This is a genomic window from Citrobacter sp. Cu231 (genome assembly GCF_030332265.1).
GTDB classification, from domain to species: Bacteria; Pseudomonadota; Gammaproteobacteria; order Enterobacterales; family Enterobacteriaceae; genus Citrobacter; species Citrobacter meridianamericanus.
This window is the reverse complement of record NZ_JAOWIE010000037.1, coordinates 1-25,449: the sequence shown is the minus strand read 5'-3', so window position 1 is coordinate 25,449 and position 25,449 is coordinate 1. Positions and strand designations below refer to the sequence as shown.

22 protein-coding genes are annotated in these 25,449 nt (G+C 48.2%); 18 read left to right on the top strand and 4 right to left on the bottom strand.

Features of this window, described 5'->3' with window-relative positions; all coding sequences use genetic code 11:
- Positions 1–35: 35 nt before the first annotated feature.
- Positions 36–3,998, bottom strand: a complete 3,963-nt coding sequence (putA, locus tag OGY15_RS13325) for a trifunctional transcriptional regulator/proline dehydrogenase/L-glutamate gamma-semialdehyde dehydrogenase (RefSeq protein WP_187259685.1) — start codon at positions 3,996–3,998, stop codon at positions 36–38.
- 421 nt (positions 3,999–4,419) lie between these two features.
- On the opposite strand from putA, the gene putP reads away from it, so the two are divergent.
- From putP to phoH, 5 genes are all read left to right on the top strand, one after another.
- Positions 4,420–5,928 carry a sodium/proline symporter PutP gene (gene putP, locus OGY15_RS13320; protein ID WP_286539563.1) on the top strand — a complete coding sequence of 503 codons (1,509 nt, stop codon included), beginning with the start codon at positions 4,420–4,422 and terminating at the stop codon, positions 5,926–5,928.
- Between the two features lie 212 nt (positions 5,929–6,140).
- The gene (gene efeU, locus OGY15_RS13315; protein WP_286539561.1) at positions 6,141–6,974 is read left to right on the top strand and encodes an iron uptake transporter permease EfeU; all 834 of its coding nucleotides are present in this window, start codon (positions 6,141–6,143) and stop codon (positions 6,972–6,974) included.
- Positions 6,975–7,031: 57 nt separating this feature from the next.
- The gene (efeO, locus tag OGY15_RS13310) at positions 7,032–8,159 is read left to right on the top strand and encodes an iron uptake system protein EfeO (protein WP_187252685.1); all 1,128 of its coding nucleotides are present in this window, start codon (positions 7,032–7,034) and stop codon (positions 8,157–8,159) included.
- Between the two features lie 5 nt (positions 8,160–8,164).
- Positions 8,165–9,448 carry an iron uptake transporter deferrochelatase/peroxidase subunit gene (gene efeB / locus OGY15_RS13305; RefSeq protein WP_151217988.1) on the top strand — a complete coding sequence of 428 codons (1,284 nt, stop codon included), beginning with the start codon at positions 8,165–8,167 and terminating at the stop codon, positions 9,446–9,448.
- A gap of 522 nt (positions 9,449–9,970) precedes the next feature.
- Complete coding sequence (gene phoH / locus OGY15_RS13300; protein ID WP_003036052.1) at positions 9,971–10,759, top strand: phosphate starvation-inducible protein PhoH; 789 nt, start codon at positions 9,971–9,973, stop codon at positions 10,757–10,759.
- 55 nt (positions 10,760–10,814) lie between these two features.
- On the opposite strand, the gene OGY15_RS13295 is transcribed toward phoH, so the two are convergent.
- Entirely contained in the window at positions 10,815–11,108 is a 294-nt protein-coding gene (locus tag OGY15_RS13295) for a YciI family protein (protein ID WP_151217989.1), read from the bottom strand.
- 730 nt (positions 11,109–11,838) lie between these two features.
- Between OGY15_RS13295 and OGY15_RS13290 the strand changes: the two genes are divergently transcribed.
- The 11 genes from OGY15_RS13290 to OGY15_RS13240 all read left to right on the top strand — a co-directional run bounded on the left by OGY15_RS13290 (position 11,839) and on the right by OGY15_RS13240 (position 22,982).
- Positions 11,839–12,381, top strand: a complete 543-nt coding sequence (locus OGY15_RS13290; RefSeq protein WP_151217990.1) for a fimbrial protein — start codon at positions 11,839–11,841, stop codon at positions 12,379–12,381.
- 65 nt (positions 12,382–12,446) lie between these two features.
- The gene (locus OGY15_RS13285) at positions 12,447–13,004 is read left to right on the top strand and encodes a fimbrial protein (RefSeq protein ID WP_187259681.1); all 558 of its coding nucleotides are present in this window, start codon (positions 12,447–12,449) and stop codon (positions 13,002–13,004) included.
- A gap of 52 nt (positions 13,005–13,056) precedes the next feature.
- Positions 13,057–15,492: a fimbria/pilus outer membrane usher protein gene (locus OGY15_RS13280; protein ID WP_286539555.1), complete on the top strand. Its 2,436-nt coding sequence runs from the start codon at positions 13,057–13,059 to the stop codon at positions 15,490–15,492.
- A 16-nt stretch (positions 15,493–15,508) separates the two neighbouring features.
- The gene (locus tag OGY15_RS13275; RefSeq protein ID WP_286539554.1) at positions 15,509–16,255 is read left to right on the top strand and encodes a fimbria/pilus periplasmic chaperone; all 747 of its coding nucleotides are present in this window, start codon (positions 15,509–15,511) and stop codon (positions 16,253–16,255) included.
- 97 nt (positions 16,256–16,352) lie between these two features.
- Positions 16,353–16,901 carry a fimbrial protein gene (locus tag OGY15_RS13270; protein WP_187259679.1) on the top strand — a complete coding sequence of 183 codons (549 nt, stop codon included), beginning with the start codon at positions 16,353–16,355 and terminating at the stop codon, positions 16,899–16,901.
- Between the two features lie 44 nt (positions 16,902–16,945).
- Positions 16,946–17,452: a fimbrial protein gene (locus OGY15_RS13265; RefSeq protein ID WP_151217997.1), complete on the top strand. Its 507-nt coding sequence runs from the start codon at positions 16,946–16,948 to the stop codon at positions 17,450–17,452.
- A 59-nt stretch (positions 17,453–17,511) separates the two neighbouring features.
- Positions 17,512–17,973: a fimbrial protein gene (locus OGY15_RS13260; protein WP_187259677.1), complete on the top strand. Its 462-nt coding sequence runs from the start codon at positions 17,512–17,514 to the stop codon at positions 17,971–17,973.
- 9 nt (positions 17,974–17,982) lie between these two features.
- Positions 17,983–18,534, top strand: coding sequence for a fimbrial protein (locus OGY15_RS13255; protein WP_247604985.1), 552 nt, complete (start codon positions 17,983–17,985; stop codon positions 18,532–18,534).
- Between the two features lie 7 nt (positions 18,535–18,541).
- Positions 18,542–20,152 carry a PglL family O-oligosaccharyltransferase gene (locus OGY15_RS13250; protein WP_286539545.1) on the top strand — a complete coding sequence of 537 codons (1,611 nt, stop codon included), beginning with the start codon at positions 18,542–18,544 and terminating at the stop codon, positions 20,150–20,152.
- A 127-nt stretch (positions 20,153–20,279) separates the two neighbouring features.
- A complete protein-coding gene (locus OGY15_RS13245) occupies positions 20,280–21,257 on the top strand; it encodes a fimbrial protein (RefSeq protein WP_278238799.1) in 978 nt (325 codons plus the stop codon).
- A 108-nt stretch (positions 21,258–21,365) separates the two neighbouring features.
- Positions 21,366–22,982 (top strand): EAL domain-containing protein, encoded by a 1,617-nt coding sequence (locus OGY15_RS13240; RefSeq protein ID WP_353655355.1) that lies wholly within the window; start codon positions 21,366–21,368, stop codon positions 22,980–22,982.
- A gap of 680 nt (positions 22,983–23,662) precedes the next feature.
- Here OGY15_RS13240 and OGY15_RS24695 read toward each other — a convergent pair.
- Positions 23,663–23,824: a hypothetical protein gene (locus OGY15_RS24695; RefSeq protein WP_353655354.1), complete on the bottom strand. Its 162-nt coding sequence runs from the start codon at positions 23,822–23,824 to the stop codon at positions 23,663–23,665.
- 499 nt (positions 23,825–24,323) lie between these two features.
- Here OGY15_RS24695 and OGY15_RS13230 point away from each other — a divergent pair, with 499 nt between their 5' ends.
- Positions 24,324–24,554 carry a hypothetical protein gene (locus tag OGY15_RS13230; protein WP_210904926.1) on the top strand — a complete coding sequence of 77 codons (231 nt, stop codon included), beginning with the start codon at positions 24,324–24,326 and terminating at the stop codon, positions 24,552–24,554.
- A 42-nt stretch (positions 24,555–24,596) separates the two neighbouring features.
- A complete protein-coding gene (locus OGY15_RS13225) occupies positions 24,597–24,872 on the top strand; it encodes a hypothetical protein (protein ID WP_151218002.1) in 276 nt (91 codons plus the stop codon).
- 250 nt (positions 24,873–25,122) lie between these two features.
- On the opposite strand, the gene OGY15_RS13220 is transcribed toward OGY15_RS13225, so the two are convergent.
- Positions 25,123–25,449: integrase core domain-containing protein (locus OGY15_RS13220; protein ID WP_162882076.1), on the bottom strand; the 327-nt coding region annotated here is incomplete at its 5' end.

The window sequence follows — 25,449 nt, the reverse complement described above, 5'->3', positions numbered from 1 at the left end:
AGGCCCCGTTACCGGAGCCTTAATTAACCACAACCTTAACCGATTGTCATCAGGCTGGCGTTCCCCCCGGCAGCGGCGGTATTGACGCTCAGGGAGCGCTCAATGTACAGCCTCTCCAGCAGAATATTGCTTTCGCCGCGGGCAAAGCCCTGGACCGAGACAATCGCCCCTTCGCGGGCCGCCACCGCTTCGCACAATGCGCGAAGCTGATCGGAATCACCGTGGAAAATAACGGCATCAAACGGCTGCGAGGTGATGTTGTCTGCTTTGGCAAACTGAATGCGCCCGGAAACCTCAGTTGGCAGGCATTTTGCCAGGTCGCGATGGAATGCATCATCAGGCCACAGGATTAAGCTACCTACGGAAGCCACGGCGGCAACCTGTACCAGTGCATCTTGTTCGTCATCGGCAATACATAGCACGCGTTCGCGCGGCAACAGCGTCCAGGTATTGCGCTCGCCGGTGGGGCCTGGCAGCAGACGTTGGGTACCGGCTTGCGCCAGTTCGCCAAACTGCTGGCAGAGCGCACGCAGCGATGGACGATCGGTTGCCCATTCACTGAGCGCTTCCAGCGGCTGAATGAGTGCAGTTTTTAGCTGCGCATCAACCGGGTAGTCTGCATCCTGACGCGCAAGCGTGATGCCTAACGCATTTTCCGGACGGTTAGCCAGCAGGCGATACAGATACAGCGGTCCACCTGCTTTTGGCCCGGTTCCTGACAAGCCTTCGCCGCCGAATGGCTGCACGCCGACGACGGCACCGACCATATTGCGGTTAACGTACAAGTTACCCACATGTGCCGATCCCGTGACCTGGGCAATGGTTTCATCGATACGGGTGTGCACACCCAACGTCAGGCCGTAGCCGGAGGCATTAATTTGCTCAATGAGGCTGCCCAGATTGTTACGGGTGAAACGCACGACATGCAGTACCGGGCCGAACACCTCTTTTTGTAATTCGTCGAAGCTTTCCAGCTCGATAAGCGTTGGCGCGATAAAGGTACCTGTTTGCCATTCACGGGCATCGTCGCTGTTTTCACGCACGGCCTGGAATACCGGACGTCCTTTGGCGCGCATAGACTGAATGTGGCGCTCAATATTGTTTTTCGCTTCTTCATCGATAACCGGCCCGATATCGGTCGTCAGGCGGCCCGGGTTGCCCATGCGGCATTCCGCCATCGCGCCGCGCAGCATTTTCAGCGTGTGGTCGGCCACATCATCCTGCAGACACAGGACGCGCAGCGCGGAGCAGCGCTGTCCGGCACTGTCAAATGCAGAGGCCAGGACGTCGACCACGACCTGTTCCGTCAGGGCGGAGGAGTCGACAATCATTGCGTTCATCCCACCCGTTTCGGCGATAAGTGGGATTGGGCGCCCCTGAGCATCAAGGCGGGTTGCGATATTGCGTTGTAACAGCGTGGCGACTTCTGTGGAGCCGGTAAACATCACGCCGCGAACGCGCTCATCGGAAGTGAGCTGCGCCCCAACGGTTTCACCCTGACCGGGCAACAGTTGCACCACGCCCGGAGGGACTCCCGCTTCAAGCAAGATTGCGATGCCCTGAGCGGCAATCAGCGGGGTTTGTTCTGCCGGTTTCGCCAGCACGCTATTGCCCGCTGCCAGCGCGGCGGCAATCTGTCCGGTGAAAATAGCCAGCGGGAAGTTCCATGGGCTGATACAGACCACCGGGCCTAATGGACGATGAGTTTCATTATCAAAGTCATCGCGGACCTGGCCGGCATAATAGTGCAGGAAGTCGACCGCTTCGCGTACTTCCGCAATGGCGTTGCTGAAGGTTTTACCTGCTTCACGCACCAGGATGCCAATCAACTGCTGCATCTGACCTTCCATCAGCACGGCGGCGCGATGCAAAATAGCGGCGCGCTCCTGGGGCGGCGTGGCGAACCAGATCGGCGCGTTATTTACCGCGTTCTGCAACGCCAGTTCCACTTCGCTGTGTGTCGCTTCACGCACGTAACCGACAATGTCTTTCGGTTCAGCCGGGTTGACGACTGGCGTCATTTCACCGTCAGCGACTGGTTGTTCGAGCATTGGTTTGGCGTGCCATTTTTGTAGCGCGCTGTTGAGCAGGGCAGAAGACAGCGAGGCCAGACGATGTTCGTTAGCTAAATCCAGTCCGCCTGAGTTTTCCCTGCCTTTACCGTACAGGTCTCGCGGCAGGGCAATCTTCGGATGCGGCAGCCCGGCCTGACCTTCCTGCTGTGCCAGTTTTTCAACGGCTTCGACAGGATCAGCAACCAGTTCATCCAGCGGCAGGGTGGTGTCTGCAATACGGTTGACGAATGAGGTGTTGGCGCCGTTTTCCAGCAGACGACGCACCAGGTACGCCAGCAGCGTTTCGTGCGTGCCGACCGGCGCATAAATGCGGCATGGACGGTTCAACTTGCCATCAGCGACTTTGCCGGTGACCTGCTCATATAGCGGCTCACCCATGCCGTGCAGGCACTGGAACTCGTACTGCCCTGGGTAGTAGTTTTGACCCGCTAACTGATAAATGGCCGCCAGCGTATGGGCGTTGTGGGTGGCAAACTGTGGGTAGATCAGGTTGGGGACGGCCAGCAGTTTTTTCGCACAGGCCAGATAGGAGACGTCGGTGTACACCTTACGGGTGTAGACCGGATACCCCTCAAGACCGTCCATCTGAGCGCGTTTGATTTCGCTATCCCAGTACGCGCCTTTGACCAGGCGGATCATCAGTCGGCGGCGGCTGCGTGTAGCCAGATCAATGAGATAATCAATCACATACGGGCAGCGCTTCTGGTAAGCCTGGATTACAAAGCCAATCCCGTTCCAGCCCGCCAGCTCAGGTTCAAAGCACAGTTTTTCCAGCAGATCGAGGGAGATCTCCAGTCGGTCGGCTTCTTCAGCGTCAATGTTAATGCCGATATCGTACTGACGTGCCAGAAGAGTAAGCGATTTCAGTCGAGGATAGAGCTCGTCCATGACGCGGTCATACTGCGCGCGGCTATAACGTGGATGCAGCGCCGACAGTTTGATAGAAATACCTGGTCCTTCATAGATACCACGACCGTTCGAGGCTTTACCAATGGCGTGGATCGCCTGTTGGTATGAAACCATATAAGCCTGAGCATCAGCGGCGGTCAGCGCCGCTTCGCCCAGCATGTCATAAGAGTAGCGGAAGCCTTTTTCTTCCAGTTTACGCGCATTAGCCAGCGCTTCGGCGATGGTCTCCCCGGTGACAAACTGCTCACCCATTAAGCGCATTGCCATATCGACGCCTTTACGCACCAGCGGTTCACCGCTCTTGCCGATAATACGGTTCAGTGAGCGTGAGAGACTGGCTTCGTTATGCGTAGAAACCAAACGACCGGTAAACAACAACCCCCAGGTCGCCGCGTTGACGAACAGGGACGGGCTGCGTCCAATGTGCGACTGCCAGTTACCGTTGCTGATTTTGTCGCGGATTAACGCATCGCGGGTTGCCTTATCAGGAATACGCAACAAGGCTTCGGCCAGACACATTAGCGCGACACCTTCCTGCGAAGAAAGAGAGAACTCCTGCAATAAACCCTGTACCATCCCGGCGCGCCCGCTGGCGGTCTTCTGGTTGCGCAGTTTATCGGCCAGGCTGTACGCCAGCTTATGCGCCTGCTCGGCGATGGGCTGCGGCAGGCGAGCCTGCTCCATCAGCATTGGCACTGCGTCGGTTTCGGCACGGCGGTACGCGGCGGTAATTGCTGCGCGTGAAACAGACTGTGGCAGGATCTGTTCGGCGAACTCCAGGAAAGGCTGATACGCTTCATTCTGCAGCGTGGTGGATTCCTCACCCTCATTCGCAGCGCCCGCCAGCAGAGCTGGCAGTTCAGGAAGCGCATCGTCATTTTCCAGTCTTTCGAGATAATTAAAGATGGCTTGCTTAATCAGCCAGTGTGGTGTGCGATCGATTCGTGATGCTGCTGTTTTAATACGCTCGCGAGTGGCGTCATCCAGCTTAACCCCCATCGTGGTGGTTCCCATGCCATTTACTCCTGTTGTACTTAAATACGGGTCTGATAGTTACCGAGAAATATCCACCATGTTGCAACTTTGTGCAACCATGTTAAATGTGACTTGGTTTGCAAGCTTGGAAATGAATGAAATGTTAATAAATATGATCGTTATGCCAGGGACTGAAAAAGTTACTGAATCTTTTTCTCTGCGGTAGTTAACACTTTTAAAAGGTGCAACCAAAAAAAATGTGAGAGAGTGCAACCTACAGAAAAATGCTATCTACTCTGGATTAAATTTGATGTAAATGGTGTGTTAAATCGATTGTGAATAACCATCGCTTCCGGCAGGATACGGTCGCCTGGTAAACATAGATATCTTTGCCACGTTCCGGCAGGGTAATAAAACGGCAAGCCACGGCATTGCTGATACATAATTTTGGAGAGTTTTGATGGCTATTAGCACACCGATGTTAGTGACATTCTGTGTCTATATTTTCGGCATGATATTGATAGGGTTTATTGCATGGCGTTCGACCAAAAACTTTGACGATTACATTCTTGGTGGGCGCAGTCTGGGTCCATTCGTGACCGCGTTATCCGCCGGGGCATCTGACATGAGCGGCTGGCTGCTGATGGGGCTGCCTGGCGCAATTTTCCTGTCGGGGATTTCAGAAAGCTGGATCGCTATCGGTCTTATTTTGGGCGCATGGATCAACTGGAAACTGGTGGCCGGACGTTTACGCGTACACACCGAATACAATAACAATGCACTGACGTTACCGGATTACTTTACCGGACGCTTTGAAGATAAAAGCCGGATTCTGCGTATTATCTCCGCGCTGGTTATTCTGCTGTTTTTCACCATCTATTGTGCTTCCGGTATTGTGGCAGGGGCGCGTCTGTTTGAAAGCACCTTTGGTATGAGCTACGAAACCGCGCTGTGGGCGGGGGCGGCCGCGACTATCATTTACACCTTTATCGGTGGTTTCCTGGCGGTAAGCTGGACCGATACTGTCCAGGCCAGCCTGATGATTTTCGCCCTGCTCCTGACGCCGGTGATGGTTATTATTGGCGTGGGTGGGTTCGATGATTCACTGGAAGTGATTAAACAAAAGAGCATTGAGAACGTGGACATGTTCAAAGGGCTGAATTTTGTTGCCATCATTTCGCTGATGGGCTGGGGTCTGGGTTATTTCGGTCAGCCGCATATTCTGGCGCGCTTTATGGCAGCAGATTCTCATCATAGTATTGTTCATGCTCGCCGTATCAGTATGACCTGGATGATCCTCTGTCTGGCAGGAGCAGTTGCCGTTGGCTTCTTTGGTATCGCTTACTTTAACAACAATCCGACGTTGGCCGGTGCCGTTAATCAGAACGCCGAGCGCGTGTTTATTGAACTGGCGCAAATCCTGTTCAACCCGTGGATTGCCGGTATTCTGCTGTCTGCGATCCTCGCTGCGGTGATGTCGACGCTGAGCTGCCAGCTGCTGGTATGCTCGAGTGCAATCACTGAAGATTTGTACAAAGCGTTCCTGCGTAAAAATGCCAGCCAGAAAGAGCTGGTTTGGATTGGTCGCATCATGGTGCTGGTTGTAGCGCTGGTGTCTATTGCGCTGGCGGCGAACCCGGAGAACCGCGTGCTGGGTCTGGTAAGCTACGCCTGGGCTGGTTTTGGCGCAGCATTTGGTCCGGTGGTTCTGTTCTCCGTAATGTGGTCGCGCATGACCCGTAACGGCGCGTTAGCAGGGATGATCATCGGCGCGGTGACGGTTATCGTCTGGAAACAGTTTGCCTGGTTGGGTCTGTATGAAATCATCCCTGGCTTTATTTTTGGCAGCATCGGGATTGTGATTTTCAGCCTGGTAGGTAAAGCGCCGTCAGCGGCTATGCAGCAACGTTTTGCTGAAGCCGACGCCCATTATCACTCCGCTCCGCCGTCGCGTTTACAGGTAGAATAATCAGCCTCTGTCCCTAAGCCCGCCGCGTGCGGGCTTTTTTATTACCCGATCGTAAAACAGTCATAACCGTTACCAGCCTAACTTTTTACATTCAGTCATCATTCTCAAAACATTCTGCTTGAGTTTTTTTCTTCCGTAATGATAATCACTATCACTGTAATTTACTTTTCTTTTCATCAATTGACTGAGAATAACGTTTAAGGGTTCTTCGCATGTTTGTTCCATTTCTCATTATGTTGCGCGAAGGCTTAGAGGCCGCGCTGATTGTCAGCCTGATTGCCAGTTACCTGAAACGGACTCAGCGTGGTCGATGGATTGGGGTGATGTGGATTGGTGTTCTGCTGGCGGCGGCATTGTGCCTGGCCTTAGGCGTTTTCATCAACGAAACCACCGGCGAATTTCCGCAAAAAGAACAGGAGCTGTTTGAAGGTATCGTGGCGCTGATTGCCGTAGTGATCCTCACCTGGATGGTGTTCTGGATGCGCAACGTTTCCCGCAACGTCAAAGTCCAGCTTGAACAGGCTGTCGATAACGCGTTGCAACGCAGTAATCATCACGGTTGGGCGCTGGTAATGATGGTCTTTTTTGCTGTTGCCCGTGAAGGACTGGAATCTGTGTTCTTCCTGCTGGCGGCATTCCAGCAGGATGTCGGCATCTGGCCGCCGTTAGGTGCGATTCTGGGGCTGGGCACTGCGGTGGTACTGGGTTACCTGATTTACCTCGGCGGGATCAAACTCAATCTCGGGGTATTCTTCAAATGGACCAGCCTGTTTATTCTGCTGGTGGCTGCCGGTCTTGCCGCTGGGGCCATCCGCGCGTTCCACGAAGCCGGGTTATGGAATCATTTTCAGGATGTGGCGTTCGACATGAGTAGCGTGCTTTCGACGCATTCGCTGTTTGGCACATTAATGGAAGGTATTTTCGGTTATCAGGAAGCGCCAAGCGTCAGTGAAGTCGCCGTTTGGTTTATCTACTTGCTTCCAGCTTTGGTTATGTTTGCACTACCGCCGCGCTCAGGTACTACGGCATCGCGTACCGCACCCTGATAAAAATGCGATGCAGAATTTTTTTTAGTTACAACATACTTATTAAAGGGCCAGGTTATGACGCTTCATTTTCGCCGTAGTGCGCTGCAGTTGGGTATTGCTGTGCTGTTTGCATCCGCTTTTTCTGCTCAAGCCGCCGATATTCCGCAGGTAAAAGTCACGGTTAACGACAAACAGTGTGAGCCGATGACCCTCACGGTTAACGCCGGGAAAACGCAATTCATCATCCAGAACCATAGTCAGAAAGCGCTGGAGTGGGAAATTCTTAAAGGCGTCATGGTGGTTGAAGAGCGTGAAAACATTGCGCCAGGCTTTAGCCAGAAAATGACGGCTAATCTGCAGCCTGGCGAATATGAGATGACCTGTGGTCTGTTGACTAACCCGAAAGGCAAACTGATCGTAAAAGGTAGCGCAACGGCGGATGCTGCGCAGAGCGATGCTCTACTGAGCCTGGACGGTGCGATTACCGGATACAAAGCCTATGTGACAGCAGAAACCGCGCAGCTGGTTACGGGGACTAAAGCCTTCACCGATGCGATTAAAGCCGGCGATGTGGAAAAAGCGAAATCGCTGTATGCGCCAACGCGTCAGCATTATGAGCGTATTGAACCGATTGCTGAATTGTTCTCCGATCTCGACGGTAGCATCGATGCCCGTGAAGACGACTACGAGCAAAAAGCCGCTGATCCTAATTTCACCGGTTTCCACCGCCTGGAAAAAGCGCTGTTTGGCGACAATACCACCAAGGGTATGGATAAATACGCCGATCAGTTGAACAGTGACGTTATCGATCTGCAAACGCGCATTAGCGAACTGGCCTTCCCACCGTCAAAAGTGGTTGGCGGGGCAGCCGGTTTGATTGAAGAAGTCGCTGCCAGCAAAATCAGCGGGGAAGAAGATCGCTACAGCCATACCGATCTGTGGGATTTCCAGGCCAACGTCGATGGCGCGCAGAAAATTGTCGATCTCCTGCGTCCCCAGTTACAAAAATCCAATGCTGGACTGCTGGCGAAGGTGGATGCGAACTTCAAAAAAGTCGATAGCATTCTGAGTAAGTACCGTACCAAAGACGGTTTTGAAACCTATGACAAACTGACCGATGCCGATCGCAATGCGCTGAAAGGGCCGATCACGACGCTGGCGGAAGACTTGTCGCAATTACGCGGTGTTCTGGGCCTGGATTAAGCACTATGCAGCAAGATTATGAAAACGGCGTGAGCGAACCGTCACGCCGACGTTTACTGAAAGGGATGGGCGCTCTGGGTGGGGCGCTGGCGCTGGCGGGTGGGTGTCCGGTTGCCCACGCGCAAAAACCACAAAGCGCGCCGGGAACGCTGTCCCCTGATGCGCGTAGCGAAGCGCAGCCGTTTTATGGTCAGCATCAGGCTGGGATCCTGACGCCGCAGCAGGCATCAATGATGCTGGTGGCGTTCGATGTGCTCGCCAGCGATAAAGCCGATCTTGAACGTTTGTTCCGGTTACTGACCAGCCGATTTGCGTTTCTGACTACCGGCGGGCCGGCGCCGGATACGCCGAATCCGCGTCTCCCCCCTATGGATTCCGGTATCCTCGGCGCATATATTGCACCAGACAACCTGACGATGACGTTATCAGTCGGCTCCTCGCTATTTGATGAACGTTATGGTCTGAAATCGCAGATGCCGAAAAAGCTGCAAAAAATGACCCGCTTCCCGAATGATTCGCTGGATGCGGCGCTGTGTCATGGTGATTTGCTGCTGCAGATTTGTGCCAACACGCAGGACACCGTCATCCATGCGCTGCGCGATATTATTAAACATACGCCTGATCTCCTCAGCGTACGTTGGAAACGTGAAGGGTTTATTTCCGACCACGCCGCGCGCAGTAAGGGTAAAGAGACCCCGGTCAACTTACTTGGCTTTAAGGACGGCACCGCGAATCCTGACGCTACGAATGCGAAGTTGATGCAAGAGGTCGTGTGGGTGACGGATGGGCAGGGTGAACCCGCGTGGGCGCAAGGTGGGAGTTATCAGGCCGTCAGGCTCATTCAGTTCCGCGTTGAGTTCTGGGATCGTACGCCGCTACAAGAGCAGCAAACGATTTTTGGTCGCGATAAACATACCGGCGCGCCGCTGGGTATGCGGCACGAGCACGATGTGCCTGACTATGCCAACGATCCTGACGGTGAGGTGATTGCGCTCGACAGCCATATCCGTCTGGCAAATCCTCGCACCAAAGAGACTGACTCCAGTTTGATGATGCGCCGTGGCTATAGCTATTCACTCGGCGTGACCAGTTCCGGTCAGCTGGATATGGGACTGTTGTTTGTTTGCTATCAGCACGACCTGGAAAAAGGTTTTTTGACGGTGCAGAAACGTCTGAACGGCGAAGCACTCGAAGAGTATGTCAAACCGATTGGTGGGGGATACTTCTTTGCTTTGCCGGGCGTCAAAACCGCAGACCATTATCTGGGACAGGCCCTGATCGAAGCCTGATGATGATGCCCCGTTGTACAGCGGGGCTTTTCCTGACATCTTGATGAATCAACAAATTATTTTTTATGCTTGGTGGGGGACTGAAATATTTCTGTCATCTCTCTGCAAGAGACTGTCTCTGGTGATAAGATAGATATTAAGTTAACGACAAGTAAAAATATTGTTGCATTGGCAAAAGATTATGGTGTACTTATAAGTATTAGCGGTAGTTCCCGGCGGTGATGGTTGTTCACTATGGAGATCGCGAATGGAAAAGTCCTGCATTGGACATGTTTTTCACAATAGCAGCTGTACCCTACGCGGACGTTTCTCTTCCGGTAGCCTCCTCGTCACCGCTAAATCTCTCACTCATTCACTTCTTCTCCTTGTAACTGACACCCTGTACGGTGCGCGTAGCCGTGTGTGGCGTCTTATCCGAAAGCAAGCAATGGCTTACAAGGAAGCCAACCCTCAGATGTTCGTGCGCATAATCGTGCCGCCAACGGCGCGTGTGATGTATACCTACAACTCAAGGTGCTATCCATGGGAAGACAAAAAGCAGTGATCAAAGCTCGTCGTGAAGCAAAACGTGTGCTGAGGCGGGATTCGCGTAGTCATAAACAACGTGAAGATGAGTCGGTCACATCGCTTGTGCAGATGGGCGGCGTAGAAGCGATCGGTATGGCGCGTGATAGTCGCGATGCCACGCCAATCACGGCGCGAAATGAGGCTCAGGCGCACTACCTGAATGCTATCGAGAGTAAACAGCTGATCTTCGCCACCGGTGAAGCCGGGTGTGGTAAAACCTGGATCAGCGCGGCAAAAGCAGCAGAGGCCCTGATCCACAAAGACGTGGACCGGATCATTGTAACCCGTCCAGTTCTGCAAGCTGATGAAGACCTCGGCTTCTTACCTGGAGATGTTTCTGAGAAGTTCGCTCCCTATTTTCGCCCAGTGTATGACGTACTGGTGAAGCGCCTGGGAGCCTCCTTCATGCAATATTGCCTGCGACCTGAGATTGGTAAGGTGGAAATCGCACCGTTCGCCTATATGCGTGGACGTACATTTGAAAATGCAGTGGTCATTCTTGACGAGGCTCAGAACGTTACTGCTGCGCAAATGAAGATGTTTTTAACTCGCCTCGGGGAGAATGTGACGGTGATTGTGAATGGGGATGTGACCCAGTGCGATCTACCTGCGCACGTTCGCTCAGGGCTAAGCGATGCGCTGGCCCGTTTCGAAGAAGATGATATGGTTGGTATAGTTCGTTTCAATAAAGACGATTGCGTCCGTTCGGCGCTCTGTCAGCGGACGCTCAACGCTTACAACTGATAAGTACTCCGTCTCCAGAGCCCGGGAAACCGGGCTTTGTTATTTGTTAACGGTATTACAGAATATCTTTTATAGCTGCCGTCGTCATTGTTGCTTCAAATGGGATCAGCTCAACTTTTGCGATACCTGACTGTTGGAAGGGATCCTGGTTGAGGTAGTTTTTAAGTTTTTCAGTATCATCACATTTTGCCAATATCACGCCACCAGAACGTGGGATTTTAGGACCTGAAGTCAGGAATAAACCCTCGGCATAACCCTTTTTCAGCCACTCGACGTGTGCAGGAAGTAGGCTATCAACTTCATTTAACGGTTTGACATAGGTTAAAACGACCACACTAATAACGCTCATTTTATTGTCCATGTATACATGCGGGATACCACGGTAGCATGCGACTCAATAGAGATAGAATATTTATTGGGGTTGCTAGGGGATTTAATGCTATTCCGGACGGATCACATACGAAAAAAAGTCTGTGCTTGCGTACGAGATCTTGTTTAAAGATGGCGGTGAAGGGAACTGCTAAATATGAATACAAAGGTGTGCTACACGGCACGCTGATAGTCAATCCTGATACTCTCCGCCTCCTGGTTCTTCTTGATGACAGCTACAGAAAACAGTTTGCTCAGTTGTCAAAAACACAACTGCTTATCCTGGACTGTCTGAGCATAACACTCACCGGTTGGGATGAAAGGTGAACCAACGAGATATGCTGGTACAGGTTGACACAAAATGAATAGTGGAGCTGATAAATTAATGTTAGGGCATGTTAAGAAATAACGCGTTCACGTTCCTCAGAAGCGAAATATACACAAGTTGTAAAAACTGGCGGCTGTTGTAGATTTTGCGCAGTTGGCGTCCTGAAAATGCAGGGGATTCGCGGTTGTGGAATAAACTCTAATTGAGATGGATTCTTAATTTAATAAATATGGAGATATTAAATGAATTAATGTTTTATATTATAAAACATCATTTTAATGCTCTTGATGTTATTGTTTGATGTGATTAGTATGCAGACGTGAATTTAATCTTGATTAATTCATTTTCTATTTTTAGTTAAAACTAACGGAATATTTCATATATGAAAATTAATAAACTTGTCATTGCTGTGGGAGTAGGTTTGGTAATGGCTTCAGGTAGCGCCTTAGCTTTGCCGGGTGCTGACTCTGGTCATGGTACCGTTACTTTTACGGGGACCATTATTGATGCGCCGTGCTCCATTGCCCCTGACTCTATCGATCAGACTGTTAGTCTGGGACAGATCTCTAACAAGGTGTTGGAAGGTGGCGGCAAGTCAACACCGGTTCCTTTCCAGATCAAACTGGAAGATTGTAATGTCGAATCGCTGACAGATAAAACAGTAACGACAACGTTTGATGGTACTCCGGCCGGTTCTGCAACGGATCTGTTTGCCATTGCAGGTACTGCTTCTGGCGCAGGCGTTGCCGTTACTGCTGACGATGGCGTTCCCGTGACATTAGGTGAAGCGGCCTCAACCACTGGTATTATGAGCGGTGACAACGAGCTGAATTTTGCCGCCTATCTGACCGCGTTGGATGCTTCGAGCGCCATCGTTCCAGGTGACTTCACTTCTGTAGCAAACTTCACTCTGGCTTATAACTAAGTACTGAGTAAACGAAAAGGGGAGCAATCCCCTTTTATCAATTCTGATAAATAAAGGTTAAATGTATGGGGCGGCTTTTTATTATTGATAAGTTTAGCCTGCATTTACCTATTTTATTATTGACGCCAGCTTGGGTGGGGGCGACAGATTTTGGACATGGTAATGTCAATGTCGGTGGTTCGATTGTTGATACTCCTTGTGCTATTGATACCGAAAGCCAGGATCAGACTGTGCTTATGCCGACGATGACGGTTGGTTCTATATTAGGACAAAATAAGAAGAATAAAAAAGATTTTTTTATTAAGTTAATCAACTGCGACACAGTTTCAGTGAGTAAACCAGATCATCAATGGGGATATTATAGTATTACATTCTATGGTGATAATACCAGCCAAACGTACCCTTCGAGATTATTTGATGTAAAAGGTGAGGCAAAGGGAGTTGGGCTGGCGATAAGAACAGTTGCGGGTGAGCAAGCTACTCCAGGGGCTTCCTTTGATAATCACATGATAGCTAAGGGCGAGAACATACTGGCGTACTCCATGTATTTAGAATCAAATGGGCAAAAGATTAAGCGTGGTACTTATAGTGCAGTGATTCGATTCGCCATGAATTATTATTAATATTATGACTCATTATTTTCAATACATTTCCTTTTCAGGTGAAAAATTGTTTATGTTTTTCATTCTGATTATATACTCTAATTGTAGTAATGCAGCGCAAGAACAAATTGAATTTAATACAGATGTCTTGGATGTTGCTGATCGCTCCTCAGTGGATTTGTCGAAGTTTTCTGCTGGTGGTTACATTATGCCAGGCAAATATCCGATGGTTATTCAGATCGGTGAGAGTACCTTGCCTGAGCAGTTGGTTGAATTTTATGCTGAGTCCGATGATAAGAGTTTACCCTGTGTCAATAAAGACATTGTTGATTCTTTAGGGTTTAAGAAGAAGTTTCTTAGCGATCTAAAGTGGGTTCGTGATAATCAATGCTTAGATTTGTCTAGCCTCAAGGGATTTAGTGCGAAAGGCGATCTGTCGGCGGGGGCATTATACATTAATGTTCCTCAGGCTTATGTTGAGTATGTGGATGAAAACTGGGAGCCTTCTGCACGTTGGGATGAGGGACTTTCCGGTGTCATGCTTGATTACAACATTAATGCGCAGCGGCAATATATCTATCAGGGCGATAATTCAACGAACGTTAGTGCCAATGGAGTATTAGGGTTGAATGCTGGTCCCTGGCGTCTACGTGCCGACTGGCAGGAACAGTATGAGAAAAGTAAGTTCGTGACGGATTCTCAGTTCGATTTTTCGCGTTTTTATGCCTATCGAGCCTTAAAGGATCTGCAACTGAAGTTGGTTTTGGGAGAGGATTATTTTCGTTCGGATGTATTTGATTCGTTTCGTTTTGCAGGGCTAAGTGTGCGCTCGGATGACAGCATGTTACCGCCAGGCCTGCGGGGATATGCGCCGGAGGTGAGAGGGATTGCGCAAAGTAACGCCAAGGTAACGGTGAGCCAAAAGGGTCGGATAATCTATCAAACGCAAGTGGCAGCCGGGCCGTTCCGTATTCAGGATTTGGGGGATACGGTGAACGGTAAGCTCGACGTCAAGGTGCAGGAAGAGGATGGTTCGGTCAATACGTTCCAGGTCGATACTGCCTACGTGCCTTATCTGACTCGTCCGGGAACTGTACGCTATAAATTTGCCTCCGGGCGACCAAGCAACATGGATCATAGTGTTGAAGGTCCATTGTTTGCCTCTACAGAGGCGACCTATGGGGTGAATAATGGTTGGTCAATCTATGGTGGGGGGCTCTTTGCAAAGGATTACGGAATTGGTGCTGTGGGGATTGGCCGCGATTTATTGACTTTCGGGGCAATATCGCTGGATATCTCTCAGTCGAAAGCGCAGGTTAGGGAGTACTCCCTGTCGGGAAGATCGTATCGCATTAACTATTCGAAGACTTTTAGTGATTACGATAGCCAGATAACGTTTGCCGGATATCGCTTTTCCGATAAAGACTTCCTGAGTATGGGGCAGTTTATCGATCTGTTACGCGATGATGCTATTTATTCGAGGGGGAGAGAACTTTACACTGTCACATTTAATCAGCAATTAAAAAAACTAAATCTAAACTTTTTTCTTAACTACAGTCGCCAGACTTACTGGGATCGACAGCCCGACAGCACCTACAGTCTGACTGTTTCTCGTTATTTTGATATTGGTAATTTTAAGAATGTGAATGTCAGTTTATCGGCGACGAAGACCAAGAATAATTATCAAAATGATGAGACTTCATATTATCTCGGTATGTCGATTCCTATCGGCGATCGTGGAAGTATAGGCTATAACCTGCAAGAAGATAGAGGCAAGGTATCCACGGGTTTAAGTTATTACAATGCTATTGACGATAATAACTCTTACCAGGTTAGAGCTGGATTAGACAATGGCGATCGCTCGCGGGCGAGCGGTTACTTTCAACATGATGGTGACATGGCTTCAGTCACGGCGTCGGCGGGGTATTACAACCAGAGTTATCGCAGTTTGGGGCTTTCCATGGAGGGGGGGGTGACTGCAACGACACAAGGGATTGCTCTGCATCGCATCAATAGCCCGGGTGATACTCGGATTATGTTGGATACAGGGGTGGCAGGGATCCCGGTACGTGCTGAGTATGGCGGGGTCATCTTTACTAACCGTTTCGGCAAGGCCGTTAGTCCCGATGCCCAGAGTTATTATAAGAATAGTTATTATATCGATTTAAATAAATTACCTGAAAACGCCGAGGCTATTGTTTCGCTCAAACAGTCGGCCCTGACGGAAGGTGCTATTGGTTATCAATCCTTTAATGTGTTAGCCGGTAGTAAGGCAATGGCGGTAATCCGCTTTGCCGATGGGAGTTATCCACCGTTCGGCGCGATGGCGAGCAATTTGAAAGATATCTCTACAGGTATGGTCGCGGATAATGGCGTGATATGGCTGGCCGGGATGAACCCTGATGAAACAATGAAAGTTGCCTGGGGGGATGGGAATACATGTGAATTCACCTTGCCGCATGAGATCCCCACTGCGTTTGACACTAAATTACTGTTGTTATGTAAATGATATAGGTTGAATTTTAATGAACTTAAAAAAACAGCTGTCGATGACCTTGATTAGCGTTCTGTATGCACTGTCTGGCTACGCTCATGCGGCAATTGCCCTGGATCGGACGCGCATCGTGTTTAATGGTGACGCTTCATCTATGAGCGTCAATATTCAGAATCATAATAAACAGCTGCCCTATTTAGCGCAGGCATGGGCAGAGGATGCCCAGGGGAAAAAGATCACCTCGCCATTGACTATTCTGCCTCCTTTGCAGCGCGTTGAACCGGGAGCAAAGAGCCAGGTAAAATTGCAGCTGACCAACGAGGCGGCCAGAGGGTTACCTCAAGACAGAGAGAGTCTTTTTTTCTTTAACTTGAGAGAGATTCCACCTAAAAGCAATAAGCCTAATACGTTGCAGATTGCCTTGCAGACAAAAATCAAGATTTTTTATCGACCGAAAGCTATCGTCATTAAGGACTATGGCGATCCTTTTCAAAAGGGGATAACTATTGAGCGCAAGGGGAATAAACTCGTGGTTAATAACCCGACACCTTATAACGTAACTATTGCCTATGCTTCTAATTCGGAGAAGGGAAAAGCGCTTGGCGGGTTTGAGCCCATCATGATTGCACCGAAGTCGAGTGCCGATTATAAGGGAGATGAGAAGGCGTTGGGGAGCACGCCAGTTCTGACGTATATCAATGACTTTGGTGGCCGACCGAAACTGGTGTTTGGCTGTAGCGGAAGCCAGTCTAAAGTCACATCGAATATTAACGGTTAATGTGTGATTGAAACGGCGCGATATTGGTGGCTTTTATCGGTGGAGGCATATGATTAGCTCCTATATAAAGAGACTGTATATTGTACTCGCGTCTCTGATGATCACGGTGAGTGTTAATGCCAGAGCCCTTGACTCGCTGGCCATTGATGGTGAGCATGGGACTTTAAATGTAATTGGTGAGTTAGTCGAAGGGGCATGCTGGATCGATAATGGCTCGGTGTATCAACAAATCGAGCTGGGTGAAGTGAACTTTGCCGAACTGGCTGATGAGAATGCGAATATTCAGCCTCGCCGATTCTTTATCGCCTTGCGTGATTGCATTTATTATTCTGGAGATATGCGTGACGCGCGTAACGGTAATCTGACGACGAACAGCATGCAGCCTATTGTTAAGATCTCATTTGCTACAGTACAAGAACAAGAGCAAAAAAACGTTATCGAGGTCGAAGGCATGGCACAGGGCATCTCTTTACGATTGAGTGACTCGCAATATCGTCCTGTCTATTTGAATGATAATAATAGGCCCTACGTCATCAATTCTATCAATGATAAGCTTATTTATAATGTGCAAGTTGTACGTAATAACCATAAGTTGATCGCCGGACCTTACCGTGCGACGCTTAACTTTAAGTTGGATTACGATTGACGAATTATAAGGCAGGGGGAGGTATTTATTGGAGGGGACGTGCTATGATGTACAGGATGTTTTTATTTATACTGTTATCCAGCGTTACCATTATTGGCAGGGCCGATACGAGAAAGTTAAATTTTTCTACGGGTATTAATATATCGGGGACTGTAATTTCGACCGGAGCTTGTAGTTTTAATAAGACTGAGCTCGATATCAATTTTGGTGACGTATATATTGCTGATTTGGTAGGAGATAGCAACCGTAAAGACATTGGCTATACCCTTAGCTGTACGGGGGACTATGCGTATAGCGATATTCAGTTACATATATCGGGCACTGTGAGTAGTAGTGATAGGTCTCTTTTAGCAACAAATGTACCAGGCGTCGGTATTAAGCTATTTCGTGATAATATTCAACTTAAGCCAGATGAAATAATTTCACTCGGTGACGATCCATCCATAGCACCTAAATTAAGGGCTGCGGTAGTTATTGGTGATGGCGATGTTTCTAAGTTAAATGGTGTGAGGTTTTTTACCTCTGCAACCTTGACTGTGGCATTTAATTAAGTGAAGGGGGCGTTTTAATGAGGACGTTGATGCTTTGTTTAGGCCTGTGGATATTAATAATGCCAGTTAGTCAAGCAATAACTTCTGATAATCATCTAACAGGTGATACGACTAATTTAAGATTCTATGGGGTATTAAAAAGAAAACCATGCCATATTAATGGTGACAGTTTGATAAATATCGATTTTGGAAAAGTAAGGATCAAAAAAATAGATGGATTAAATTATAAACAAAAAATCCCTTACTCCATCACATGCGAAGAGTATTCTCCAGAGTTAAAGCTGACTCTGGCGATTAATGGAGCCAGTTATTTCGAGAAGTCCGTGCTAACGACAACGGTAGATGGGTTAGGCTTAAAATTACTTGCTAACGGTGCAGACTTTGAAATGAATAAACCGGTTCAGATTAATTTCGATTCGGGAAGTCTAATCCTTGAGGCGGTTCCCGTGCAGAAACCAGGTGCAACGCTACCTGAGAAAGCTTTTAGCGCCACGGCGACGCTACTCGCAGAGTATTTATAAGGGGGAGACATGAGTATTAGAATCAGTTTGCTTATGTTGATTTGTTTAATAGATATGGCGGGAATACATTCGGCTCAGGCAGATGATAACTTAAAGTTTAGTGGTTTTTTAGTTATGGATCCATGTGAACTGGACCCAGATACCTCTGATGTTGAGGTATCTTTTGGAACCATTGTCGACAAGTATTTGTATTTGAACCAGAGAACGCATAGCCAACAATTTGTTATTAATTTAAAAGATTGTGATATTGACTCTGGAAACATCGTACAGATGACGTTTAGCGGTACACCGAGCACAGAATTACCTGGTTATATTGTTCCATCGTCCGGTGAGAAGACGGGTATCGCCGTGGGTATGGAGCGCGTCGTCAATGACGGTTCTGGCCCAATCGTACAGTTATTACCCTTTAATGAGGCTATGCCGACCTCGCCACTGTTTAATGGTACGACGACGTTGAGATTTCGTGCTTTTATACAGGGAATACCTAGCGCGATTGCCTCGCATAGTATTGTTCGCGGTAACTTTAGCGCCGTAGCAACCTTTACTATCGAGTACCCCTGAGGCTGGTATGACGATTAATCTACTGCGAGGCTATACCTATAAGAATGCAATATGCCTACTGATTGCATTGTACTTCCTGGTTCTGATGCATATCTATTTACCAAACCGAGGCGGAAATGGCCTGAATCTTCCTCTCAATATCTTTGCATGGTTGTGGATCTGTATGTTGATGTGCGTAATTGCGTTCAGTGGCAATCGAGGCCGCTTTATCTATCCGCGTTACATCAGCGCTATGGTTTTGGGGGGCTTTCTGCTGACGGTTCCCCTGTTTTGGGCCAGCCGCGCAGGCATGATGAATGCTGTCTGGCGAGTAATGGCATTATGGGGTGGGCTGTTTATTTACGTCCTGCTATACCAATTGAGATTATGTTTCACGCAAAAGATCAGGGTAATGTGGGCGATCTTCGGCGCTACCGTGATTGAAGCGGTTGTCTCCTTATGGCAGATCGGTCAATTGCTGATGGGAGCGGGAAGCCGCCCCGGCGGAATTTTTCAACAAGTTAACGTACTGGCTTCTTTTCTTGCGACGGGGCTGGCCATCTCTTTTATCCTCTATTCGATGAGTAAGCCAGCTTGGGTGAGGGCTTTCCTGGCACTTAGCCAGATTATGATATCTCTGATTTTGGTGATGTTGTCATCGCGAGTCGGCTGGTTGGCGGGGATAGTGGTCTATACACAGTATTTAGGCCGTTATCTGACCAGACGGCACGATACGGTTGCTGCTGTCTTGTTGTACCCTTTGCTCGGCGCGGGAGTGGGCATCGGGATCATGTATGCCGTGCAACAAGGTTGGTGGGTTTTGGACGGCTTATTGGTTGATAAGCAGATGTCGAGCCACTTGCGATGGATCCTTTTGATTGCCACTTGGTCAATGATAAAGGCCCATTTACTCACCGGGGTGGGATATGGTGAATACGCCTATACCTTATTACGTACCCTCTCTGCACCCCAGGCGCAAGAGGCCTGGCGGGTGACACACCCGCATAATGAAATTCTATATTGGTGGGTTGAAGGAGGAATATTAGCACTTGTTGGGATCGGTTGTATCATCTATGGGATTCTGCGTCAGGCGACCACACCTAAATGTAATGAGAATTACTTATGGCTATATGTGATGATTCCCATTGCCTTGCATACAATGACCGAGTTTCCCTTTTATCTGTCAATGCCGCATTTATTTATTTCTTTGCTGTGCATCTCTTTCTTGCGTGATGATGGAAGACCTATTCTCAGGGGGCGCGCACGTCTGCTTAGAATAACTTTTGGCGTTGTTTTTTTTCTTTTTGCTGCGATTTTTATCTTTATGCTACAGGCTAATTTCTATTTATATCAGTTTGAGCGTAGTGGGATGAAGAATAAAGACTATCTGGCACGAATCGATATGCCCATGCTTCAATGGGAGCGCTATCAGTTCGATCGACATATCAGTATGTTGTTGAGTTATAATACTACGCGAAATGATCAATTACTAATCGAGTTTGAGCGTTGGGCCCGTGACTATAGCGACCGAAATAACGATCGAAACGTCTGTTGGACGAGGGTGAATATTGCGAAGCATTTTCGATTGGCAGATAAATATTCCGCACTGAAAAGAGAGTGTACTGTACTTTATCCTTAGCGAGGGTCATAAACTATGTTTTTCAACACTATTTATGAGAAAAGTATATTTTATTTCCAGGATAGATTTGCATTAACTGAGTTTTAATATATTACTTAACAATTTTGTTCTTGTGGAGGGGCTATAGGTGATTAAATCATTGGTATATATTTTTTTCGTGGTTGTGACTTTAGTCACACCCCCAGTATCTGCAAGTTTTTTTTATGGTAAGCCGGGTGATGCGGGGTGTGGGAGCACCTCTGGAATTGCTTGTGTTAAAAGAGGTCCAGCTAATAATTATGTCACTGCCGTACCACATGTATTCGATGTAGTAATGAATGGTAATCCTGCTGTTTGGGCTAAATCAAACGCAATTAAAATTACACTTGGTGTTCGTCAAAGTTCAGTGGGTACCAATACGTATACGGACTCAAATAAGTATACTTGGCTGACTGCATACCATGATTTGTCTAAGTCCGCGGGGCCGCTTAAACCCATGAAATGGGTTAATATAGATCAAACCGATCCCGGTTACTTAGCTCAGGGCATCGCTTATTATTACCCTCAGCTCGGTTCTACGATTACTACGGGTGTGGGTAATGTTTATTGCGTGGGTTTATTCTATAGCACTGGTTCTGGTAATCCCACGGGTATTTCTGGTTTAGTGGAAGGCTTTGGTTGTAAGAGTGATATGGGGGGCTCAGAAAGTAAACCTCCGATCGAAAAATGTGTAGCGACTAGTACGCTGAATATTGATTTTGGTGAGGTTGATAGAGCCGGTATAACGAATACTGGAGCCTACGAAAAATCTGTTAAATTGAGTATTAACTGTAGTGGGGTCTCCGTGCTTCCCGTTCATACTTTTCAGGCCAAATTAAGTGGTACAGGAGTAACATGGGCTGGTGGACAGCTTAAGACTTCCAACCCCGCACTTGGTGTGAAGTTTAATATTGCGGGCAAGGACGTCAATGCAAATTCTTCACCCTTCGATCTTGGGTCAACAAGCGGTGGGGCGCTAAATGTGACAGTAAAGGCGGCCTTAGCCAAGAATCCAAGCGTAATTACACGTGATATTGCTACCGGTAGTTTTAACGCGAATGCGACATTAATTATTGAAGAAAAATAATTGTTTCATATTTTTATATGATGAACTACCCGTATTCCTGGTATATGGTGTTTATCCAGTTTTGAGCGTATGCACTTTACCGGTCTTAGCACCAACTTCCAGAGCTGAATGATGCCAGGGACAGAAGCAATGATAAATAACAAGATGCTTTTCGCTATCTCCTGCGGAAAAAAAGCCTTGTATGTCGCTTTTTCTGGGGGGCTGGTACTGGCCGTAACTCTGGCAACTGTGACCTGGTGGTCTGTCGAATCCCTCCGGAAAGACACTCTCACACGTATAAATTTTGCACAACATCACATTGACACCATTATTTCAAATGCCAGAGCGGTGGCGAATGTGACCCGAAATCTTGTCGGGATGCCCTGTACCGGAAACACACTTTCCCAGCTCCGTCATGATGTAATCCGCACACCGAATGTGCGCGCTATCGACCTGGTACGTCAGGGGCGCATTTACTGCACTTCGCTGTATGGCGCAACAGATGAACCCGACAGGCTCTCCCTCCCGTCTGCCCGGAACAACCTGCAGTTGCTTCCCGGTAACACAGCCACACCGCATTTATCTGTGCTGGTATACCGTACTACCTGGCCCAAGGGCACGTTACTTATTAGTATTGACGGGTATTTTGTTGCTGAAACGCTCTTTGCGATTCGTACACTCCCTTTGGTTTATTTTCAGGTCGGGAATACTCTGATGTCGAAATCCGGCCAAATCCTGACACCTGCGCAACTCCCCGCCGGGAAACGCGAGTTCATTACATCTCCGGACTGGTCTTACCGGCTTGTTATCGTCACGCCGACGGGGACACTGTTCGGCAACATCGTGCATAACTACTGGAGGAGTGTGTTGGTTTGCCTGCTGCTTGCTTTGGCGGCCTCACTTCTGTGTTACCGGATATTGACTCGCCCTCTGACGCCTGTGGAGCAATTACAAAACGCGCTGGCACGCCATGAATTCGTGCCATATATTCAGCCGATCGTCGATATCACTACACATCGCATTAAAGGTGGTGAGATTTTAATTCGCTGGAAACATCCGGAAGCAGGCCTCATCCCTCCGGACCAGTTTATCCCGCTGGCGGAAACCTCAGGTCTGATTGTGCCCATGACGCGGCAGTTGTTTGCAGATACAGGCCGCTTTTTTCAGGCGCACACAGCCCGGCTTCCAGCCGGTTTTCACCTGGGATTCAATATCAGCAAGTCTCACCTTGCAGACCGTCACCTCATGGAGGATTGTCAGAATATCCTGGCCGAGTTGTTGCCCTGCAGGGCAGAGCTGGTCCTCGAGTTACTGGAACGGGATACCGCTGAATGCACTGCTGAAATGAAAACTGCGTTCAGCAAATTAAAGCAGGAGGGGATAAAGTTCGCGCTTGACGATTTTGGAACCGGATATTCGACGCACGCCTGTCTGCAGAATTTCAGTGCTGATTATATCAAGATAGACAAAAGCTTTATTCAGATGGCAGGTGTTGATGATATATCCCGGCATATTGTAGACAACGTCATTGCACTGGCAGAAAGTCTGAATATCAATATTATCGCTGAAGGCGTTGAAACTGCGTCGCAGGAGGCATATTTACAGGGGCGTAATGTGAAATATCTGCAAGGCTATCGCTATGGCCGTCCGGTGTCTCTGGATCAATTTATAAAGAACCACCTGAGTGGTGGCGACGGACCGTTTTTCACAGGTTCACCGGCGTTGGCATATCAGGCTGAACAATAAGTCGGAATACTGCGCACTGATATGACGTCTTTACACCAGTCGCGTTATCCGACAAATCCGCGATGAGCGCTCATTTTCTCGAACAATCTAATCAGGGGCTACGCGGCCCGTAATGCTGCGCTGGCGTTGCATCAGGGAGAGTGGGTGGTGTCCTGAATGCGGATGATGGTATTGCTGACGAGTTTATTGAACCCCGGTGGCGGACGGCAGTTGCGACACAGAGCGACGTGGTGCTATTCAATGTCTGGCATTCTGTTACAGAGCACAACTGAAGGGTCGTACACACCCGGCCACTCTGCTGGCAGAGTTTCACAGGCTACGACTGGATATTTAGCAATGAGACTTTCATCACGCACCGGGCGGATTATTATGATGTTCGTGCGATGATCTATATCGGTGTAATAACAGAAATCATCAGACGGGCGAAACGGGACGGTGTGAGATAAAAAAATCCCCAACGGAGATGATGGGGAAGGTAGTGTTTGAAGTTGTGTTGTTATTATCTGTCGTCAATGTGTTAGCACGTATGATTTTAATTTGATATATAAGTGGTAATCAAATTAAATATTTTAATTGTCATTATTATAATGGAGTAAAGCAAGGTTTATTGAGTAAAAACTTCAGACTCCTACAGCAACAAAATTTCACAAATGTCAGCTAGTTTTATATTCCGGCCTTTTTCAGCTACCGGCACGGGTTACCACTAGCGCTGGGGGGACGGCGTCCTGCAGCTGAATGCCGGACTGAATCATCTGTCTGGGATCCTGGTTAACGAAAATGCCCAGGCTATGCTGATTGTCATCATCACCGCCCTGGCCACCGTTTCTCGGTTCTGCCGGCACGAAATTCTTCCTCAGGAAGGACGATTCCCGCTGTATCGGTTTGATTATGGCGCTTATATTGGGGCGACTGCTGTATGATCCGGATATCTTACTCGTTCGAACCTTCAAGTTCGGATGGTATGTATGCACGCCAAAGTTCAGTATCGGCATCATTATACTGTTTATGTAAGCCGGCATATGTCACCTAATCCCGAACAGTGCTGCGAGTGAACAGTTACGGAGGAAAATGCCATTCTGGCCAGGAATCCGTCTTTTATCTTCATTTTTCCCTCTTGGGGCTCCTCTATGGCTGCGTCAGTATGCCGAATCTGGAAAAGAGTATAATTAGTAGTTTTAATTTCCTTATTAATCATCGATTTTGCGATTTATTAATATATGGAATTAATAATTATCATGTAATGAATGAAGTATTTGTCATGAAAAACATTTTTTTGTTAAAAAACAAAATGCAAAATGGGTAATTATGCACTCGTGACCCAGAGAAAAGGGGGTTAGTTTGGTGACAAAAGAACGTGATGAAACGATCGCGCTGGAAGCGGTAGAAGAATATTTAAACAACATCGACTGGATTAACGATGAGATAAGAGCAACTCTAAATTATGCGATAGAGGCGATGATAAGCACTGCGGAAAAGCACGAAAGTAGAATGTTCAAAATTGTGATGGCGCAGGAAGGAAGGAGGACTGCCTGGGGGCATGAGTTAATCGAAGAAATGGAGCATATCCCGTAACCGTAACGTAGTTTATTAACTAAAACATTCAAAAGGATAAATATGAAAAATATCCAGAGCAGAGATGAAAAAGTATATCGTAGAATGGTGAGTGATACGATGGTTGGGTTCATGAACACAATGGGTGATCTCAGTGATGAAGCAAAAGACGATTTGCTTTCGATCATAGTGGAAGCTATGGAGACGAATGCTAACGAAGACGAAGAAAGCAGGAGAAAAATAAATCTGAAGGTACATGAGGTATCAAAGGAATACAACATTCCGATACTTAACATCTTTTCTGTTATTTCAATGGTTTTCATAGATTTCGAGTACTAAAATATTCCCAGTTAAAGCTCATGGGAATGTTATTTTCAATAAAGAAAGGAGGGAAGGATGTCTTCATGCAAAGAGGAAGATGATATGTGTAAGAGGATCGTCGCGAGAACAGTAGCTGAATGTCTTAATAGCATTGATAACCTTCATGATGGGGCTAAGGAAGGATTAACCTATGTTATAGCAAGGTTGGTTGATAACCCTGATTCAAATGATGAAATGAAAAAGAACATCATTGCGATTGGATTTGCCCCTATATTTCCAGACATCTGTTATCACTTAACCCATTACAGGCCCGCTGCCGCAGATATTCCCGTGGCGAGCGATAACCCAACGCACTATGCGGATGCCATTCGTTATAATGCTCGAACGCCTCTGCAAGGTTCTTTGCTGCCGTTAACCCGTCTGGTTTGGGTATGATACTTATGTAGTCACGCTTTATCGTTTTCACGAAGCTCTCTGCTATGCCGTTACTCTCCGGACTCCGCACCGCCGTGTTTTTCGGTTCAAGCCCCAACATCCGGGCAAACTGCCGTGTTTCATTAGCCCGGTAGCATGAACCATTATCCGTCAGCCACTC